Source organism: Methylophilus rhizosphaerae (genome assembly GCF_900100975.1).
GTDB classification, from domain to species: Bacteria; Pseudomonadota; Gammaproteobacteria; order Burkholderiales; family Methylophilaceae; genus Methylophilus; species Methylophilus rhizosphaerae.
Map to the genome: position 1 here is coordinate 490,626 of NZ_FNFX01000002.1, position 19,707 is coordinate 510,332.

Sequence of the window (19,707 nt, forward strand, 5' to 3'; positions counted from 1 at the left end):
ATTTTATGGATAACGCTCAAACGCTATTTTTTAGCAGCCTGCAATGATTTTTCAATCTCGTCATGCGGTTGCGCACCCAACATGCGTCTACCATTTTCAAAGAACATGGTAGGCGTACTGTTCACACCCAGCTTTTGTGCCAGCTCGCCTACCCTCTCCAGCGGCACTTCACATTTGGCCGTGGTTGTCGGCAGCTTGCTATTTAAAATCCAGTCCTGCCAGGCTTTGGTACGGTTACTGGCACACCAGATACTGCGCGACTTATTGGCCGCATCCGGGTGTAATTGCTCAATCGGATACAGGAAGGTGTAAATTGTCACATCGTTAATATTGGTCAGCTCTTTTTGCTCAAGACGCTTGCAGAACGGGCAATCCACATCGGAAAACACGACCAGCTTGCGGCTGCCGTTACCCTTGACGACCTTGATTGCCTGATCAAGTGGCAAGCTGTTGAAATCAATCTTGGTCAGTTCATCGAGCCGCTCACCGGTGATATCCTTTTTGGTTTTCGGATCTACCAGCCGGCCTTCCGCAATCAGAAAACTGAATTTGTCATCGGTATAAATAATCTGGCCACCCATAAACACTTCATACAAGCCTGCGTAAGGTGTTTTGGTGACACTGTCCACTTTAATCTTGGGATAAGCCGCTTCGATGGATTTTTTAACCGAAGCTTCATCTGCAACGCTGCTGAGGGAGCCCAATATCAAAAACAGGCCCAACCAGCCAATCACAGACTTCCAGTTACTTTTTTTCATGTGTCCCGCTTTCTCCAAACCTGCACAATTCCTCATTCCTGGGTAGCTGTGCGAATTAAAAATCGTTTAAGCATAGCACTGTTTTCCACCCCGCGTAAGCCCAGCAAGGCCGCGTGTGTCCATACTGCCTCAGGTCGTGCAAACAGTGCATCCAGGCCGCGTGTAAGTGTGTGCATCTTCAAGATATCCGGCTGCCGCATGCGCATGACATGGCGCAGGAATCCCGCATCGCCTATTGGTTTTAACGCCGGTAATTGCCGCAACTCGCGGCACAGTACCTGCACATCCTGGAAACCCAGGTTCACGCCTTGCCCCGCCATGGGGTGCACCTGGTGCGCCGCATCTCCCAGCAACAACACATTAGGTAAGGTCATGGCGTGGGCGGTTTTCTGCACCAGCGGAAATGCCATGACCGGGCCGCTGGGGCGCAACATGCCAGAAACACTGCCACACCGCTGCCTTACCTGGCTGGCCAGGGCCTCTGGCGATAATGCTTGTGCAACCTTCGCTTCGTCATGCGGCAACGCCCATACCAGGGAAACCTGTTGTTGCGGCATGGGTAGCAAGGCCAGCGTTTCATGCACGCCAAACCATTGCCGGGCAATATTGCCATGCGGGCAATCAACAAGGTAATTCGTCACCAGGGCAGTTTGCTCAAAATCTACGGTATTCGACGCGATACCACATTGCGCACGCACCCATGAATGCGCACCATCTGCCCCGATCAGCAACTGCGCTTCGATTTCGTGTGCGGGCAAGGTTAAGCGTACTACACGCCCGGATTGTTGCATGGCCTGCGCAGGCGCCTCGGTGATCACGGTCACGTTTTCATCGGCCAGCACTTGCCAGCACGCCTGCATCAACGCCTGACTTTCGACGATACAACCCATCTGTGCCAGATGTGCATCCTCTGCCTGTAAACGCAGGCTGGGGGCAATATGCCTATTGGTTGGCGCCCATAAATGCATGGCCGCAATCGGGGTCACCCGGCTGTCAGGCACGTGCCGCCAGACGCCGATGTCACTTAACCAGCGCATGCTTTCATTGGTCAGGGCATAAATACGTGCATCCCAATGCGTGACATCCTCTGCCCAGCCATCTGGCAGCAAAGGAGGCGGCTTGGTATCGGTCAATACCACCTTTTTACCCAGCCGGGACAAGGCAATGGCAGCGGTCAGGCCGACCAGCCCGGCACCAACAATCACCGCATCGGTATGGATCAGGGGTTTATCAGCTGCCATAACTCATTTTATTCACAAGATAGCGGCGTACTGTGGGCAACATCCCCAGCGCACCCAAACCGGCGCCGCGTAACAGGCCCATGCCCATCAAATCATTTGAGAATACGTTGACCAGGAAGTCGGTAAACATCAAGCCACGGCCGGTGTCGCGCGCACGCAACTGGTGATATTTGGCTAAGCGGTGTGCTGCGCCCCATTCCGCAGCCGGTGTCGCGGCAATATTGTTTGCCAGCGCCACGGCATCACGGATGCCGACATTAAACCCCTGGCCGGCCACCGGGTGCATGGTCTGCGCTGCATTGCCAATCACCACACAGTGCGCAGGAAATGTCTGGCTCAGCTTGCTCAGTTTCAGCGGAAATCTGGCGCGTTTGCCAATATGCAGGAACTTGCCGACACGGTCACCAAAAGCCTGATGCAAGGCTTGCAGGAAGGCTGCCTCATCCAGCGCAGCTATCTCATCGATATAGGCTTGCTTGCCGGTCCAGACCAGGGAGAATTGCGAACCATTCGGTAACAGCGCCATAGGGCCGTGCGGGGTAAACCGTTCGTAGGCAATATTGCGGTGCGGCTGTTCTGTCTGCACTAATCCGACCAATGCATCGTGCCCGTAATGTTTGGTTTCCCGTACCAGGCCGGGAATCGCCTCCAGGCTACGGCCACCATCGGCAACAATCGCCAGCGGCGCAGTTAAAACGTCATCGTGTTCGCCAGAGGCCTGGCAAGTGATTTCAGCCTCTTTAGCGTTTACATTTAATTGCTGCACGGGGACCTGGTAGCGGATCTCAAGGCCTTGCGGGGTTTGGGCCAGTTGGGCATCCAGTGCCTTCATCAAGGCGCCATAAGACACCACATAGCCCAATGCTGGCAGGTCATGCTCTGTCGCTTTGAGCAAGGTGCGGCCAAATCCTTTTTGCTGCGAAACATGGATGGTCTCAATCGCGGTCACTGCAGGCGCCAGCCGTGGCCAGACACTCAGAGATTCCAGCACCTGGCGGGTACCATAAGACAGCGCCAATGCACGGCCATCACCATACATCGCGCCCGCCTGCTGCGCTTCGAGGACAGTCACCGGAATTCCGGATTGTTCCAGGGATAATGCCAGCACCAGGCCGACCGGGCCGCCGCCAATCACTACCGGATGATCAATCGCCTGTTTCACTGCCATATCCCTTGTTTCACCGTGTTGGGCCTGGCATCAGGTACGGCGCATCAGCGTTTCAATATCACTGACCGATTTGACCGCAGCAGCCGTGATCACTTCATGGCCATTCCCTGTCACCAGCACATCATCTTCAATACGGATGCCGATATTCCAGAAATGTTCAGGTACCTTGTCAGCCGGCCGCACATAGCAGCCAGGTTCAACTGTCAGCACATGGCCCGGCTGTAACATGACCCACTCCCCTGCCGGTGTTTTATATTCACCGGCATCATGCACATCCAGCCCCAGCCAGTGGCCGGTACGGTGCATGTAAAACTGGCGGTAACTGCCGCTTTCCAGCACGGCGTCACGGCTGCCCTGGCACAAACCGTAATGGATAAAGCCATCCACCAGCACCTCCAGCGCCGCCTCATGCGGGGCATTCCAATGCTGCTGCGGGTTGACGCTGGCAATAGCCGCGGCCTGGGCAGCTAACACTAGCTCGTATAAATCCTTTTGCGATCCGCTGAAGCGGCCATTCACGGGGAAAGTCCGCGTGATATCGGAGGCATACCCATCCAATTCGCAACCGGCATCAATCAGCAACATATCACCGTCCCTTAATACGGCATTGTTGGCGTTGTAATGCAGGGTACAGGCGTTGGCACCGCCTGCGACGATACTGGTATAAGCCGGTGCCTGCGCCCCGCTGCGATAAAACTCATGCAGGAACTCGGCTTCGATTTCGTATTCCCATTTGCCTGGCTGCACCGCTTGCATGGCGCGGTTATGCGCACTGGCCGCAATCGCAGCCGAACGGCGCATCACGTCTATTTCCCAGGGAGATTTAACCAGGCGCATGGCATCCAGGTGTTGACGCACATCAACCAGCGTGGTCGGTGCCTGTATGCCACTACGGGTCTGCGCCCGCACGGTATTTAACCAGCCGCTGACTTTGCTATCCCAGCCGGCATCTGCACCGAGGCTGAAAAACAGTGATGGTTGATTAGCCAGGATTTTCGGCAATAACTCGTCCAGCTGGCTAATCGAATATGTTTCATCAAAGCCAAACACTTCTTTGGCTGCTTCGGGGCCATAACGGAAACCATCCCAGATTTCCCGCTCAATATCCTTGTCGCGGCAAAACAGGAGGCTTTTGTTCTCTGGTCCGGCGACCAGTACCACGACAGATTCAGGCTCGCGAAAACCGGTCAGGTAGTAGAAATAGCTATCAAAACGGTAGGGATAATGGCTGTCGCGGTTGCGTGCCACTTCCGGTGCAGTCGGAATGATCGCTACGCCAGCCTGCATGCGGTGCATCAATTGCTGGCGACGACTGGAAAATTCTTGCCGGGGAAACTCTTGCATGGAAAAATTCAAAGTGAATCTGAGATGATGAGCTATTGTAGCCTATTTGCCTGGCAAATGCTGGAATGCTTCACCCGCTGGACAGGCCTCAGAACCCCATCATTTCATACAATTCGGATTGCCTGACATTTCTTTCTGCATTCTCTATCGTGCCATCTGCTTGCCATTTTTGCAGGACATTTGCCAATATCGGACGCACCTGCGCCGCACTCATCCCTGGTTTGATCGCCGGCTGATACAGCATTTTCAGCAGCAAGGCATCCAGCCCCGTGAGCAGGGACTCCGGCGTATGGTCATTAAATACCGAGGGATATACCTGGTCTGAATCATTCGGCAAGCCCATGGCCTGCGTGGTTTCCTCCACAATGCAGGACAATAACTGGCGATGTTCCTGGGCAAAGTCCACCGGAATCACCACCCAGGCTTTTTTAATGGCTTTTTTGCCATCCAGGTCTATGCCAAACATGCACGCGGCATCTGGAGGCGGCTTAATCGTTAAATTACCGCTAACCAGTGCAATATCATTGTGCCAAAGCTGCAGGTGCGAAAATACCACAATAAAATTCGCCTCTTCACGGGACCTGGCGAAACTGATGGGGTGCCCGGTGATCCGGGACAAGTGCTGCAAATGATAGCGGGTCAGCAGGGTCTGCCGCTCCGCCTGGTCGGAATGATGCTCCAGCCAAACTTTCACCGGTTGCAGCCATTTGCGCACTGGCTGTTCACCGACAGCGTATTCATGATGCAAGGCGATCTCGAAAAAAGCCTGTTGCAGATAACCGGGTGATTGCCACGGCTCTTCTGCGTAAGCGCTGATGGCCGTAATCAGACAGCATATTCCCAGCCAGAGGCGGTTAATCATGCGATATCCCGGCATTCTGGCGCAGGGGCAGCAGCAAGCCCTTCAGGCCGTTATGGTCTATCTCCTGCATCAGTTGCAGCAAGCCCTTCAGGCCGTTATGGTCTATCTCCTGCATCAGTTGCAACAAGCGCCCCAGTTCCCCCCTGGGAAACCCTTCCCGTGCAAACCAGTTGAGGTAATGCCCGGGCAGGTCGGCAATCACCCGGTCTTTATATTTGCCATAGGGCATTTTGAGTGTCACCAGTTGTATTAAATCGTTTTTATCCATAAGCACATTTTCAGCCATTCACAAGAAATACGCGCGAAAAATATTTTTAATCATTATTCTCATTCACTCTAAATAAGCCAGGGAAACGTCCGTTAATGGCATTAAATCAATAAGCAATCTCCATAAAAAAAATAATCTGCGCTGGTATTTAACCTCGCGAAAGAGACATGATGCAATACGAAATCAGTAAAGAAAAGAGTGCAGAGTTCCTGCGGCAGGCGATCCGCCATATGTCGATGCAGGATGCTGCGTTTCATCCGGTCAGCTATGCGGTCTGGTATGAATACTCCTCCGGCGAGCACGCGCACCTGATTGATGAAGTCAACACCCTGATCGAGAAAGAAAAAAAACTCAACGAAAAAAGCACTGCCCAGTTATTCAACAAACATATTGCGCACCTGGATGCCGATAGTACCAAAAGTATTGTTGAGCGTTTTAATGAGATGGTGACGGAGATGACCTCTTCCACCGAAAAGGCAGGACAAGATACCAGTCACTTCAGGCAGTCACTGGAAGGCTGGGCCGGGGAAATCGGCCAACTGGCCCCTCACATTGTGCAGCGTATGGATACGCTGTTATCAGACACGCACCACATGCAACAATCCATGCATACCTTGCAAGACAAGCTGGAATCCAGCTTGCAGGAAGTCGTGCAATTGAAAAATGAAATTGTCAAAGCCAAGCAGGAGGCCATGTCAGACGGACTGACCGGCCTGCTGAACCGCAGGGGCTTTGACCTGGCGCTTCAGCAGAGCCTGGAGTCTGCCTCTGTGCATGAACATACCTGCCTGATTATCGGTGACATTGATTTTTTCAAACGCGTGAACGACAGCTATGGCCATTTGTTTGGCGATAAAGTCATCCAGACAGTAGCTAAAATCATGAAAACCGTGGCGGGTGATCTTTATACCGCAGTACGCTACGGTGGTGAAGAGTTTGTGCTGTTATTGCCACATACCTCCCTGGAAACTGCCCGGGAAGTCGCTGAAACCATACGCCAGCATATCGCCAACATCAGTATTAAAAACAATATCACCCATAGGCTGATTTCAAATATCACGCTCTCGCTGGGCGTTACCGCGTACCAGCCCGGGGAAACGACAGACAGCTTCCTGAACCGTGCTGACCAGGCACTTTACCTGTCAAAAGCCAAGGGACGCAACCGGGTCACCACCCTGTCAGAGGAACTGGCAGCGGCTTAGGCAGGCACAGCCATAAACCTACAGCAGATCGCGTTTTTGCTCGGGAATATCCGCGTAAGGATAACGGGAATGTCCGAACCGCATCACCAGTACGGAAACAGCCAGTATCAGGATGGCAACGGAGATCGCCAGCATGTGTGTTTCTGACATCTCCTTCATATCCAGCAGCAGGTAACGTGCCAGTGCCACCATGGCGATATAAATCGGGTAGCGCATGGGCAATTTGCCAGAGCCGAAGTAGCTGTTAATCATGGAGAAGACTTCCAGGTACAAGAATAATTGCAGCAAATCGCCCAGACCCACCATGCCGGCATGCCACATGCGGGTTAATTCATGTGCCAGCGAGAAAAACGTGGCGATGGTGACCAGCGCCAGGCCCAGGCGCTCTATCCACATCAAGGCGTGGTGGGCAAATTGATCGGTTTTATGTTCATACGGTGGCTTCATCGTTCCCCCCTGATGATGATTGATTGCGCAGCCATTCATCGAGCTGCTGCAACCGCGCTGGCGTACCGATATCATGCCACATGCCGGCATGATGCTGCCCCGTAACCAGGGACTGCTGCATGGCAGCCCTCAGTAAAGGGGCCAGTTTGGCGGCTTCCCCGCGCCGGACACTGCGGAATAAATCGGGGTGGTAAACGCCCACACCGGAAAAAGTAAGGGTATACTGCCCTGCCTGCCGAACCAGTCCATCACACAAGGCAAAATCCCCATCCGGATGTTGCGGCGGATTATCTACCATGACCAGATGCGCCAGCTTGCCGGCGGGTAAATCAAGTGCTACATAGTCGATATCGGTAAACACATCCCCGTTGATCACCAGAAATGCCTGCTCACCCAGCAAAGGCAAAGCATTGGCAATGCCACCGGCGGTTTCCAGTGCGGCTTGCTCAGGACTGTACTGAATGCGCACGCCCCATTGGCTGCCATTTCCGAGTGCCTGTTCAATTTGCTGCCCCAGGTACGCATGATTAACTACCAATTCTGTAATTCCTGCACTGGCCAGCCGCTCGATATGCCATACGATCAGCGGCTTGCCACCCACTTCCAGCAACGGTTTTGGCGTATGGTCGGTCAATGGGCGCATGCGTTCGCCACGCCCGGCTGCCAATATCATGGCCCGCATGATTAATCTGCCTTTTCCAGCATTTGCAGTAATCTCAGGAACGGGCGTAACTCCACATAACGCTCGCATGCAGACTGCAAGTATTGCATGACCAGTGGCATATCCTTGAGATAGCCATTCTTGCCATCGCGATGGTATAAACGGGCAAAAATACCCAGCACCTTGATGTGGCGCTGCACGCCCATCCATTCGAAATCCTTGTAGAATTCGCCAAAATCGGTATTCACCGGCAAGCCCGCCTTTCTGGCAGCCTGCCAGTAGCGTACCACCCAGTCCATCAGATTTTCTTCGTTCCAGCGGATATAGGCATCTTTAAACAGCGAAACCAGGTCATAGGTAATGGCGCCAATCACCGCATCCTGGAAATCCAGCACACCGGGGTTATTGTCTGCAGTCACCATCAAGTTACGTGAATGATAGTCCCTGTGCACGGTGACTTGTGGTTGCTGCAGAATATTATCAATCAGCACGGCAAAGGTTTTATCCAGCACCGCCTGTTGTTCAGGCGTCAAGGTTTTACCCAGGTGCCTGGACACGTACCATTCCGGGAACAGCTGCAACTCGCGCCTCAATAATGCCGCATCATAAGGCGGTAACGCTTGTGTATCGGTGGCCAGCTGCATCTTGATCAGCGCCTGGCAAGCATCCCCATACAAGGCTTTGGCATTTTCCACAGTCAACTTGGACAGGTAGGTATCATTACCCAGGTCACTTAGCAGCAGAAATCCCTGTGCCAGGTCCTGCGCGATGATTTGGGGCACATTCAGGCCGGCAGCCAGTAATATTTCCGCAATCTTCACGAAAGGCCGGCAATCTTCCTGTGGGGGTGGTGCATCCATCGCGATCAGGGTCGTTTGCGGCAGATGGACGCGGAAATAGCGCCTGAAACTGGCATCGGCAGACGCCGTGGTCAGTGTGAATGGTTGGCCTACGACTTGCGTCAGCCATTGTTGCAATTGTTGTGTTCTATCCACAAATGTTCCCGGATAATAAATAAGCGAATCAGGCTTGCGTGCAAGCTGTTAAAATGCGGTTCACATTCTAAGTGAAAAATGACTTTTTAAGCATTTTCATGAATAATATAGCGCAATTGAAACGGAGCATCCGGCCGCGTGGCACGAAATGCATGCATATAACAACTCTGCCCAGGCGCAGGCGTACTGAAACCATCATTTTTTGACTAATTTGCAAGTTCACTCATCCACTTTCCAGGAACGCGGCATGCGCCTTATCTGGGCGCTGGTCACCACCGGCGCCCTTGCTGCGGCCCCTGCACGCGCAGCGGATGAAACGCCTGAATTGCCGGTCATGATGGCTGAAAAAGCAACCCTGCCGGGCGCCATCGAAATTGAAGGCGACACCATGCAGCTGCGCATGGACCGCCAGTTACGCGCAATGGGCAACGCGGTCATGCGCAAGGATGGCCAGCAGGTCACCGGTGATGATATCCGTTATGACGTGCAGAATGACGAATTGCAGGTGGAAGGCAATGCGGTGATTTCCACCGGGCAAGCCACCATACGTGGCCCCATGTTGCGTATGCGCATGAGCGAGAACATTGGCGAAATGCGTGATGTGACCATTGAATTCAAAAGCGCACCCCCTCCCCCGAGCAACCAGGATAGCAGCGGTTTGCTGAGTGATGAGGCCATCCTGGTCAGTGACCCGAAAAGATACCTTGAAGACAATCAGCTTTATAGCAGCAAACCCAAAGCGCCTGTGCTCGATAATATTCGCGTGTCAGCCAAACAGGTACTTTTTGAAGGGCAAAACGTCAAACGCCTGAAAAGCGCCAGCTATACCTCATGTGCCGCTGATGTCGATGACTGGTATATCAAAACCGGCAGCATGGAGCTGAATGATTACACACGGACAGCGGAAGCGACCAATGCCTACGTGGAATTTAAAGGTGTGCCTATCCTGTATACACCATGGATGAGTTTTTCTTACAATAACCAGCGCAAGAGCGGCTTGCTGGCACCGTTATGGGGCTCCACTTCCCGTAGCGGCTTCGAGCTGCTGGTGCCGTATTATATTAATATCCGTCCAGATATGGATGCCACGGTCGCAACACGTTTCCTGAGTAAACGCGGGACGCAATTACAAGGCGAGTTCCGCTATCTGGATGAGCATTATTCAGGCACTGCTAACTTGGAATATCTGGATAATGACAGCATGACCGACCAGACACGGTTTTATGCCAAATTTGCCCACCGGCAACAGTTCAGCGAGTACTGGTCCGGCGGCTATAACCTGGAAAAAGTTTCGGATGATAAATATTTCTCCGAACTGGCTACCAGGATCCAGGTGACCTCCCGGGTTAACCTGCAACAAACGGCTTTTGTCAATTACCAGGACGAGCATTTAGGATTCAACGGGACAGTATCACGCTATCAAACCCTGGATGATGTGTCGTATGTCTACCAGCGCCTGCCACAACTTACCCTCTCCTATAAGAACGAGTGGAACGGCTTTACAACGCAGACCGGCGCCCAATACGTTTATTTTGACCCAATGAAAGAAATGGGCACCGTCCCGGGTGGTAGCCGTTTGAGTTTTTACCCCTCCGTGTCTTATCCGATGAAAAATTCCTTCGGTTATATCACCCCCAAGGTCGGTATCCAGACCACCCAGTACAGCCTGAACAACAATGTACCACTGGGTTATTCTGAGGAATACAACCAGATCAATCGGACCTTGCCTATCGTCAGCCTGGATTCCGGCCTGTATTTTGACCGTGAAACCAGTTTGTTCGATACAAACTATACCCACACCCTGGAACCACGGGCGTACTATGTTTATATCCCATACCGGGACCAGAGCAAGATTCCGGTGTTTGATACCTCGCTCAATACCTTGAACCAGGACTCGATTTTTTACGAAAACCAATTCAGTGGTGTTGACCGTGTCAACAACGCCAACCAGGTAACACTGGCACTTACCAGCCGCCTGATTGATACAGATACGGGTATTGAGCGCCTCAGCGCTACCATCGGCGAGCGCTTTTACTTTGATGATCCGCAAGTATATTTGCCTGGGACGACGCCCAGCGACCGCAAGTCTTCCGATATTCTGGCCGCCTTTACCGCACGGCTATCCAGCCGCCTGAACCTGGATACTTTCTGGGAGTACGATCCGGACAGGGGCAATATGCAGCGTAATAACTATTTGTTACGTTATAATCCGGAACCAGGAAAATCCTTCAGTTTCGGTTACCGCTATACGGCGAATGTGCTTGAACAGATCGATACCACGGCGCAATGGCCTCTTGGCTCCAGATGGTATGCCATTGGCCGCCTGAATTACTCTATTCGCGACAACGATGCCGTACAAATGCTGGCCGGGCTGGAATACGATGCAGGTTGCTGGCAAGGCAGGGCCGTCATGCAACGCGTACAAACAGCCACTGCCAATGCGAACTATGCCATGTTTTTCCAACTCGAACTCGGTGGACTGACCTCCATCGGGGCCAATCCATTAAACGTCATCAAGCGCAATATCCCTACTTACATGCGCACGTATGACATTCCCGGAATTTACAGAGACCAGAACGCGCAATGATGAACCGCTTATCCTCATTCTTTTACTCACTTTTCTATGCCGCCCTTGTCATGAGCGCTGCTTGTGGGGCCAACGCTGCAGAAAAATCCTCCATCGAAAAAATGGACAGGATTATTGCCGTGGTGGACCAGTCAGTCATCACCGAGCGGGAACTGCTGGATCGGATAGAGACAGTCAAAGCACAAATGTCGAAAAAAGGTGTGGAATTACCGCCAGAAGATGTATTGCAGAAGCAAATCCTGGAGCGCCTGATTGTGGACAACCTGCAACTACAGCTGGCAGCCCAGACCGGCATTAAAGTGGATGATGCACAACTGGATAAAACCATAGACCGGATTGCAGAGCAGAATCACTTAACCTTACCTGCCTTCAAAAAAGCCCTTGAAGAAGATGGCACGCCTTTCTATAAATTCCGCGAAGATATCCGCAATGACATTATCCTCAATCGCCTGAGGGAACGTGATGTCGATAATAAGATCAATATTTCCGAAGCGGAAATTGACAACTACCTGACCTCACAGGAAAGCCAGGGCGATCTGGACGAATTCAATATTTCCCAGATCCTGATCCGCCTGCCGGAAGAAAGCGCCCCGGAAGATATCCAGAAAGCCCGCACACGTACCGAACAAGTCATCAAAGCCTTGTCAGAAGGCATGAGTTTTGAGAAGGCTTCTGCCAACTTTTCTGATGCGCCCAATGCACTTGAAGGCGGCGGACTCGGCTGGCGCAGCGGTCAGCAAATGCCCACCGAATTTGTAGAACTTATCAAAACGCTGGATGTAGGCGGTGTATCGCGCCCGATCCGTAGTGGCAGCGGCATTCATATCTTCAAATTGAACGAACGCCGTTCCGGTAGCAGTAGCCTGATCGTCGAGCAGACCCATGTACGGCACATCCTGCTGAAGCCCACCGAAGTGCTGTCCGACAAGGAAGCCCAGCAGAAAATTGAATCCATCAAGGATCGCATAGACCACGGCACGCCTTTCCAGGATATGGCTCGCCAGTACTCCGATGATGGCAGTGCCTCCAATGGCGGTGACCTGGGCTGGATCAACCCCGGCGACACGGTGCCCATCTTTGAAAAAACCATGGGCGAACTGGCCATAGATGAAGTCAGCGCACCGATCCGCAGCCAGTTCGGCTGGCACATTATCCAGGTGCTGGAACGTCGCAAGCAGGATATGTCCAAGGAATCCAAACGCCTCAAGGCCCGCCAGGAAATCCGTGCCCGCAAGGCAGAAGAAGCGTACAACGACTGGATACAGGAGCTGCGTGACAAAGCCTTTGTCGAATTGCGCCTGGAAGACAAATTCTAAGGGATGGCCCGCTTACCCCGCATTGCCATTACCTCAGGAGAGCCAGCTGGCATAGGCCTGGATATCTGTATCAAACTGGCATACACCGCCCTGCCCGCATCGCTGGTAGTACTGGCTGACCCGGCTGCATTGCAAACCCGGGCAGCGCAACTCAACCTGCCGTTGACTTTGCGCACTGATGATGCCAGTTCCGTCGTATCAAAAGCCCACCCAGGCGATGGCAGTCTATGTGTGCTTCCTGTACCCGCCCATGCACCTGTCAACGCGGGCAAGCTTGATCCTGCTAACAGCCGTTATGTGCTCGCCATGCTGGACCGTGCGCGTGAAGGTTGCGTCAGTGGCGAATTTGACGCCATGGTAACGGCACCGGTACACAAAGGCATCATCAATGATGCCGGCATTGCCTTTACCGGGCACACCGAATACCTGGCCGACACTACCCGTACAGCACAAGTCGTCATGATGCTGGTTGGTGATGGCATGCGTGTCGCGCTGGCCACCACCCATTTGCCACTCACACAAGTCAGCGCAGCCATTACCCGGCAATCACTGGCAACGACGATCCGTATTCTGCATCACGACCTGGTACACAAATTCGGTATTGCCAACCCGGTCATCTACGTAGCAGGCCTTAATCCGCATGCCGGTGAAAACGGCTACCTGGGTGACGAAGAGATAAATACCATCAATCCCGTGCTGGATGAGTTACGTGCAGAAGGCATGCGTTTGATAGGCGCGTTGCCTGCCGACACCATGTTCTCGCAAAAAAACCTGGCAAAAGCCGATGCCTTTCTTGCCATGTATCATGACCAGGGGTTAACTGTCCTTAAACACGCCAGCTTCGGCGAAGGGGTGAATGTCACTTTAGGCTTGCCCATCATCCGCACCTCAGTGGATCACGGGACTGCACTGGATATTGCCGGTACAGGCCAGGCTGATGCCGGCAGTATGCTGAGTGCCATCACATTAGCCATTGATATGGCCAACAAACGAATAACGTCGTAACGATATGAAACACCAAGCAAAAAAACGGTTTGGACAGAATTTCCTGACCGACCAGGGCATCATCAATAGCCTGATTACAGCCATTCATCCACAAGCTGATGATTTCATGGTGGAAATCGGCCCAGGCCTGGGCGCCATGACACAGCCCTTGATCACACAGCTGAATCACCTGCATGTGGTCGAAATTGACCGTGACATTATCCAGTGGATGCAGGACTTTTACCCGGCAGGAAAACTTACCATTCACAATTCCGATGTCCTGAAGTTTGATTTCACCGGGATAGGTGAACGCATCAGGGTGGTCGGCAATCTGCCCTATAACATTTCCAGCCCAATTCTATTCAAGCTGCTGGAAAACACGGCGCAAATCGTTGACATGCACTTTATGCTGCAAAAGGAAGTGGTCGAACGCATGGTGGCGACACCGTCCAGCCCGGAATATGGTCGCTTATCCGTCATGCTGCAATACCGTTTGCAAATGGAATACCTGGTGACCGTACCGCCGGAAGCGTTTGACCCGGCACCCAAAGTGGAATCTGCCTTTGTGCGTTGCGTACCTTACGCCACCCTGCCATATCCAGCCATCGACGAAGCATTGTTCGCCAAAGTCGTCACCGCTGCATTTGGCCAGCGCCGCAAAACCTTGCGCAATACGCTCAAAGGGTTACTCGATGATGCAGGATTTTCTGCATTAAATATCGATTCGCAATTGCGCGCAGAGAATCTGGCGGTGGCTGAATTTGTTGCCATCAGCAACTACCTCGCCACCGCTCAACCCCGCCAAAACTGACAGCAGAGACCAGGCATCACCTGATATAATGCACGTTTTCTCAAAATCCCACTTCTGGAGCATGTTATGCGTTTGATTCTGCTGGGCGCCCCAGGTGCCGGTAAAGGTACCCAAGCCACTTTCATCAAGGAAAAATTCAACATTCCGCAAATTTCTACTGGCGATATGTTGCGCGCAGCCGTCAAAGCCGGCACCCAGCTGGGCCTGGAAGCCAAGAAATTCATGGATGCAGGTGGCCTGGTACCAGATGAAGTGATTATCGGCCTGGTCAAGGAGCGCATCAAAGATGCAGATTGCGCCAACGGCTTCCTGTTTGACGGTTTTCCCCGCACCATTCCACAAGCCGAAGCCATGAAAAATGCCGGTGTTGCCATTGATTACGTGGTTGAAATTGATGTGCCGGATGCCGCCATTGTGGAGCGCATGAGCGGTCGCCGCAGCCACCCGGCTTCCGGTCGTACTTACCATGTCAAATTCAATCCACCCCAAGTGTCCGGTAAAGACGACGTGACGGGTGAAGAGCTGGTACAACGTGATGATGACAAGGAAGAAGTCGTACTCAAACGCCTGGAGGTTTACCATAACCAGACCGAGCAATTGATCGGTTATTACTCCAACTGGGCAACATCCGGCGTCAGTGGCGCACCACAATATGTCAAAGTGAATGGCCTGGGTGAATTGAATGCCATTAAAGAAGAAATTTTTGCGGCATTGAAGTAACCGCTGCACCATTTCCAGGAAAAGTTTCAGCGCAAGCCACACCAGCGGTGTGGCTTTTTTATTTAATCCCGCCCATTCATCCGCCTGCGCTTTTAACCTGCTTCAAGGTATAATCTTTATTTTATTTCTCGCATAAATTCAAACATGCAACAGCAGTATCCATTCAAAGAAGTCGAACAACAGGCACAACAATTCTGGGCGGCCAAACAAAGTTTCCAGGCCAATCCGGAAAGCCCAAAACCCAAATACTACTGCTTGTCCATGTTTCCGTATCCCAGCGGGAAATTGCATATGGGGCACGTGCGCAATTACACCATTGGTGACGTGTTAAGCCGCTACCACCATATGAAAGGTTTTAATGTCCTGCAACCTATGGGTTGGGATGCATTCGGCCTGCCCGCCGAGAATGCTGCCATCCAGAACAAAGTGCCTCCTGCGCAATGGACCTATGACAATATTGCCTATATGCGCAAGCAATTGCAGTCGCTGGGCTTTGCCATTGACTGGCAGCGTGAACTGGCCACGTGCCAGCCCGACTATTACAAATGGAACCAGTGGCTGTTCCTGCGCATGCTGGAAAAAGGAATCGCCTATAAAAAAACCCAGGTGGTCAACTGGGATCCGGTCGACCAGACCGTGCTGGCCAATGAGCAGGTAATCGATGGCCGTGGCTGGCGCACCGGCGCAGTTGTCGAGAAGCGTGAAATTCCTGGTTATTACCTGAATATCACCGGCTATGCCCAGCAACTGCTGGACGACCTGGACAAACTGCCAGGCTGGCCCGAGCGCGTGAAAACCATGCAGGCCAACTGGATAGGCAAAAGCGTGGGCGTGCGTTTCGCTTTTACTCATACTATCCAAAACGGCGAAGGCCAACTGATTGACGATGGCAAGCTGTGGGTATTCACCACACGTGCTGACACCATCATGGGTGTCACGTTCTGTGCCGTGGCCGCCGAACATCCGCTGGCCACCCATGCTGCGCAAAGCAATCCTGCCCTGCAAGCCTTTATCGACAAATGCAAGCAAGGTTCTGTCATGGAAGCCGATATGGCCACCATGGAAAAAGAAGGCATGGATACTGGCCTCACGGTTGCGCACCCGGTTACCGGCGAACAAATCCCGGTCTGGATTGGCAACTATGTACTGATGACCTATGGCGAAGGCGCGGTGATGGCCGTGCCTGCCCATGACGAGCGCGACTTTGGCTTTGCCAAGAAATACCAACTGCCGATCAAACAGGTCATCAGCGTGGTTGATCAAACGTTTGACCTGGACGGCTGGCAAGAATGGTATGGCGACAAAACCAAAGGTGTATGCATCCACTCCGGCAAATACAATGATCTTGGCTACACCCAAGCCGTAGATGCTGTCGCAGCCGACCTGGCAGAAAAGAGCCTGGGCGGCAAGCAGACCAACTGGCGCCTGCGCGACTGGGGTATTTCCCGTCAGCGCTACTGGGGCTGCCCTATCCCGATTATTCACTGCGAGAGTTGCGGCAGCGTGCCGGTGCCTGATGACCAGTTACCGGTCAAGTTACCGGAAGACTGTGTACCGGATGGCGCAGGCAATCCACTGAATAAGCGCCTGGACTTTCTGAATTGCACGTGCCCAAGTTGCGGCAAACCGGCCAAGCGCGAAACCGACACCATGGATACCTTTGTCGATTCCAGCTGGTACTACGCACGTTATGCATCCGGTTTCAGCGATGATGCGATGGTCGATACCCAAACCAATCACTGGATGCCGGTAGACCAATATATTGGCGGCATTGAACATGCCATCCTGCACCTGCTTTACTCGCGCTTCTGGAGCAAGGTCATGCGCGACCTCGGCCTGGTGAACTACGACGAACCGTTTGCCAACCTGCTGACCCAAGGCATGGTGTTGAACCATATATTCTCGCGCCGCACGGCCAAAGGTGGTATTGAATACTTTGCCCCGGAAGAAGTTGAACTGGTTCAGGACGACAACGGCAAGATCACGGGCGCCAAACTGGCCAGCAATGGCTCAGCGATTGATTACCAGGGCATAGGCACCATGTCCAAATCCAAGCGCAATGGCGTCGATCCGCAATCACTGATAGAGCAATACGGCGCCGATACGGCACGTTTCTTCATGATGTTTGCCGCCCCGCCGGAACAAACCCTGGAGTGGTCAGATAGCGGTGTGGAGGGTTCGCACCGCTTCCTCAAACGCGTATGGAATTATGGTGTCAGCCTGTCAGAGAACAGCCCGGTTGAAATGCCAAATAAATTGACTGGCGAACTGGCCAACCACAGGCGTGAAATTCATACCGTACTGAAACAGGCCAACAATGACCTGACCAGGTTGCAATTCAATACCGTGGCTTCAGCCTGCATGAAAATACTGAACACACTGGAAAAACTGCAGAAAGAAGCGGAGAAAGACTGGCAGGCCGTCGCCTTTGAAGGCTACAGTATTCTGTTGCGCATCCTGTCGCCGATTGCACCGCATATTGCCCATAGCATGTGGCAGAACCTGAAACTGGGCGCAGATATCCTGTCTGCCAAATGGCCGGAACCTGCCAACTCGGCACTGGTGCAGGATGAAGTAGAATACGTGGTACAGGTGAATGGCAAACTGCGTGGCAGTATCAGCATTCCCAAAAGTATGGCCAAAGAGCAAATAGAGGCGACAGCCGTCAACCAGGACTTTGTGCAGAAATTCCTCAACGAAGGCAGCGTCAAAAAAATCATTGTAGTCCCGAACAAACTGATTAATATTGTGGTTGCCTAACGCAAGGAGCACATATTGTTGCAGAGACTCAACACTGGCTGGATGAAAAATCTGGGTTACCTGCTCAGCGTGCTGACGTTGTCAGTCATGCTGTATGGTTGTGGCTTTCACCTGCGCCAACCTGCGCCGATTGTCTTTAAAACAGTTCACATTACGGGCAATACCGTGATCAACAAACCATTGAGTAAAATGTTGACAGAGCAAGGCATCAAGATTGTGACCAGCGCAGAGGATGCCGAACTGCAACTGGATCTGATGAAAGAGGAAAACGAACAGCGCATCCTGTCCCTGAGCGGAACCGGTGTGGTGCGGGAATATGAGGTGTTCTACCGCGTGCAATACCGTACCAGAGCTGCCGGCGAGGCAACCTGGACCTTACCGCTGGTCATGGAAAGCCGTCGCGACTATACCTATAATGACGCCAACCTGCTTGCTAAACAGGGAGAGCAACAGTCATTAATAGAAACCATGCACACAGAAGTCATGAATGGCATCCTGCGCCGTGTGTCCGCACTCAAAAAAGCCCAGTAACCATGCGTATTCAGGCGGCGCAACTGGCACAGCACCTGCCACCCGGGCAACACCTGTTTGTACTGGCGGGGGATGAACCACTTTCCATCACGGAAGCCATAGACCAGATACGGGCAGCTGCGCGCCAGCATGGCGCGCAGGAGCGTGCCAGCTTTACCGTAGAACGCTATTTCAACTGGGGACAAATCAGCCAGTTCCTGCAAAGTTTCTCCCTGTTTGCCGAGCAACGCATCCTTGAAATCAGTCTCCCGACCGGCAAACCGGGGGTGGAAGGCGCCAAAGCCTTGCAGCAACTGGCCGAGCTGCCGGCCGCCGATACAACTATTATCATTTCCCTGCCCGCACCCGACCGTGACATGACTAACAGCGCATGGTTTGAAGCCTTGTCACAGCACGGTGTATTACTGATCCTCAACCAGGTGCCACTGCCGCAATTGCCGGCATGGATAGGCCAGCGGCTGGGCTTGCAGCAACAGACGGCAGACGAAGCCGCGCGCCGGTTTATTGCCGAGCAGGTGGAAGGCAATCTACTGGCTGCCCATCAGGAAATCCAGAAACTGGGCTTGCTATATCCTCCTGGCCCGTTGTCTGAAGAAGCCATCCGCCAATGTGTGTTGAACGTCGCACGCTTCGATGTTTCACAACTGGGTGCCGCCATGCTGCAAGGCGACCCCACCCGCACCCTGCGCATCATCGAAGGCTTGCGCGAGGAAGGCGAAACCGCAGTGGCCGTCATGAATCCGCTGGTGTGGTTATTCCGCCCACTGTTACAGGTCCGTCTGGCCATGCAAAACGGCCAGCCCATACAAAGTGCGCTGACGCAAGCCAGGCTATTTGGTGACCGCCAGCAACTGGTAAAACGTGCCGTGGAATTTTTACCGCAAAAACATATCGAAGCAGCACTGCAGAAACTGTCAGACATAGACCGCATGGCCAAGGGTGTAGGCGATGGTGATGCCTGGCTGGAACTGTCACGGCTGTGCACGGGCATTGCCCGTATGGCCGCCAGTAAATCTGCCAGAACAGCGGGTGCAAGGGCGCGTTAAGATTTG

Annotated in this window: 18 protein-coding genes; 9 read left to right on the plus strand and 9 right to left on the minus strand. The window is 53.0% G+C overall.

Annotated features, from left to right (window positions below):
* Positions 1–23 precede the first annotated feature (23 nt).
* The 6 genes from BLP53_RS06010 to BLP53_RS06035 all read right to left on the minus strand — a co-directional run bounded on the left by BLP53_RS06010 (position 24) and on the right by BLP53_RS06035 (position 5,641).
* A complete protein-coding gene (locus BLP53_RS06010) occupies positions 24–758 on the minus strand; it encodes a DsbC family protein (RefSeq protein ID WP_091471243.1) in 735 nt (244 codons plus the stop codon).
* A gap of 32 nt (positions 759–790) precedes the next feature.
* Complete coding sequence (locus BLP53_RS06015) at positions 791–1,999, minus strand: FAD-dependent monooxygenase (protein WP_091471244.1); 1,209 nt, start codon at positions 1,997–1,999, stop codon at positions 791–793.
* Positions 1,989–3,167: an FAD-dependent monooxygenase gene (locus tag BLP53_RS06020; RefSeq protein WP_091471245.1), complete on the minus strand. Its 1,179-nt coding sequence runs from the start codon at positions 3,165–3,167 to the stop codon at positions 1,989–1,991. Before BLP53_RS06020 ends, BLP53_RS06015 begins: the two co-directional genes overlap by 11 nt.
* A gap of 30 nt (positions 3,168–3,197) precedes the next feature.
* Positions 3,198–4,511: an aminopeptidase P N-terminal domain-containing protein gene (locus tag BLP53_RS06025; RefSeq protein ID WP_091471246.1), complete on the minus strand. Its 1,314-nt coding sequence runs from the start codon at positions 4,509–4,511 to the stop codon at positions 3,198–3,200.
* An 88-nt stretch (positions 4,512–4,599) separates the two neighbouring features.
* Positions 4,600–5,373: a DUF2927 domain-containing protein gene (locus BLP53_RS06030; RefSeq protein WP_091471247.1), complete on the minus strand. Its 774-nt coding sequence runs from the start codon at positions 5,371–5,373 to the stop codon at positions 4,600–4,602.
* The gene (locus BLP53_RS06035; protein WP_091471408.1) at positions 5,366–5,641 is read right to left on the minus strand and encodes a DUF3820 family protein; all 276 of its coding nucleotides are present in this window, start codon (positions 5,639–5,641) and stop codon (positions 5,366–5,368) included. Before BLP53_RS06035 ends, BLP53_RS06030 begins: the two co-directional genes overlap by 8 nt.
* A 167-nt stretch (positions 5,642–5,808) precedes the next feature.
* Between BLP53_RS06035 and BLP53_RS06040 the strand changes: the two genes are divergently transcribed.
* Complete coding sequence (locus BLP53_RS06040) at positions 5,809–6,843, plus strand: GGDEF domain-containing protein (protein WP_091471248.1); 1,035 nt, start codon at positions 5,809–5,811, stop codon at positions 6,841–6,843.
* Between the two features lie 18 nt (positions 6,844–6,861).
* Here the strand turns inward: BLP53_RS06040 and BLP53_RS06045 are convergent, their stop codons facing one another.
* The 3 genes from BLP53_RS06045 to BLP53_RS06055 are packed head-to-tail and all read right to left on the minus strand — an operon-like array spanning position 6,862 to position 8,946.
* On the minus strand, positions 6,862–7,290 hold the full coding sequence (locus tag BLP53_RS06045) for a phosphate-starvation-inducible protein PsiE (RefSeq protein ID WP_091471249.1): 429 nt from the start codon (positions 7,288–7,290) through the stop codon (positions 6,862–6,864).
* Positions 7,274–7,972 (minus strand): N-acetylmuramate alpha-1-phosphate uridylyltransferase MurU, encoded by a 699-nt coding sequence (gene murU / locus BLP53_RS06050; protein ID WP_091471250.1) that lies wholly within the window; start codon positions 7,970–7,972, stop codon positions 7,274–7,276. Before murU ends, BLP53_RS06045 begins: the two co-directional genes overlap by 17 nt.
* Before the next feature lie 2 nt (positions 7,973–7,974).
* Positions 7,975–8,946, minus strand: a complete 972-nt coding sequence (locus tag BLP53_RS06055) for an aminoglycoside phosphotransferase family protein (RefSeq protein WP_091471251.1) — start codon at positions 8,944–8,946, stop codon at positions 7,975–7,977.
* Positions 8,947–9,193: 247 nt separating this feature from the next.
* On the opposite strand from BLP53_RS06055, the gene BLP53_RS06060 reads away from it, so the two are divergent.
* The 8 genes from BLP53_RS06060 to holA all read left to right on the plus strand — a co-directional run bounded on the left by BLP53_RS06060 (position 9,194) and on the right by holA (position 19,701).
* Positions 9,194–11,533 carry an LPS-assembly protein LptD gene (locus BLP53_RS06060; RefSeq protein WP_245652659.1) on the plus strand — a complete coding sequence of 780 codons (2,340 nt, stop codon included), beginning with the start codon at positions 9,194–9,196 and terminating at the stop codon, positions 11,531–11,533.
* A complete protein-coding gene (locus tag BLP53_RS06065) occupies positions 11,530–12,849 on the plus strand; it encodes a peptidylprolyl isomerase (RefSeq protein WP_425412898.1) in 1,320 nt (439 codons plus the stop codon). The genes BLP53_RS06060 and BLP53_RS06065 overlap by 4 nt, the downstream gene beginning before the upstream one ends.
* Positions 12,850–12,852: 3 nt before the next feature.
* Positions 12,853–13,854 carry a 4-hydroxythreonine-4-phosphate dehydrogenase PdxA gene (pdxA, locus tag BLP53_RS06070; RefSeq protein WP_091471254.1) on the plus strand — a complete coding sequence of 334 codons (1,002 nt, stop codon included), beginning with the start codon at positions 12,853–12,855 and terminating at the stop codon, positions 13,852–13,854.
* A gap of 4 nt (positions 13,855–13,858) precedes the next feature.
* Positions 13,859–14,644, plus strand: coding sequence for a 16S rRNA (adenine(1518)-N(6)/adenine(1519)-N(6))-dimethyltransferase RsmA (gene rsmA / locus BLP53_RS06075; RefSeq protein WP_091471255.1), 786 nt, complete (start codon positions 13,859–13,861; stop codon positions 14,642–14,644).
* 66 nt (positions 14,645–14,710) lie between these two features.
* Positions 14,711–15,364: an adenylate kinase gene (adk, locus tag BLP53_RS06080; protein WP_091471256.1), complete on the plus strand. Its 654-nt coding sequence runs from the start codon at positions 14,711–14,713 to the stop codon at positions 15,362–15,364.
* Between the two features lie 144 nt (positions 15,365–15,508).
* A complete protein-coding gene (gene leuS, locus BLP53_RS06085; protein WP_091471257.1) occupies positions 15,509–18,124 on the plus strand; it encodes a leucine--tRNA ligase in 2,616 nt (871 codons plus the stop codon).
* 18 nt (positions 18,125–18,142) lie between these two features.
* Positions 18,143–18,655 carry an LPS-assembly lipoprotein LptE gene (locus BLP53_RS06090; RefSeq protein ID WP_245652661.1) on the plus strand — a complete coding sequence of 171 codons (513 nt, stop codon included), beginning with the start codon at positions 18,143–18,145 and terminating at the stop codon, positions 18,653–18,655.
* A 2-nt stretch (positions 18,656–18,657) separates the two neighbouring features.
* Positions 18,658–19,701: a DNA polymerase III subunit delta gene (holA, locus tag BLP53_RS06095; protein ID WP_091471259.1), complete on the plus strand. Its 1,044-nt coding sequence runs from the start codon at positions 18,658–18,660 to the stop codon at positions 19,699–19,701.
* Positions 19,702–19,707: the final 6 nt, after the last annotated feature.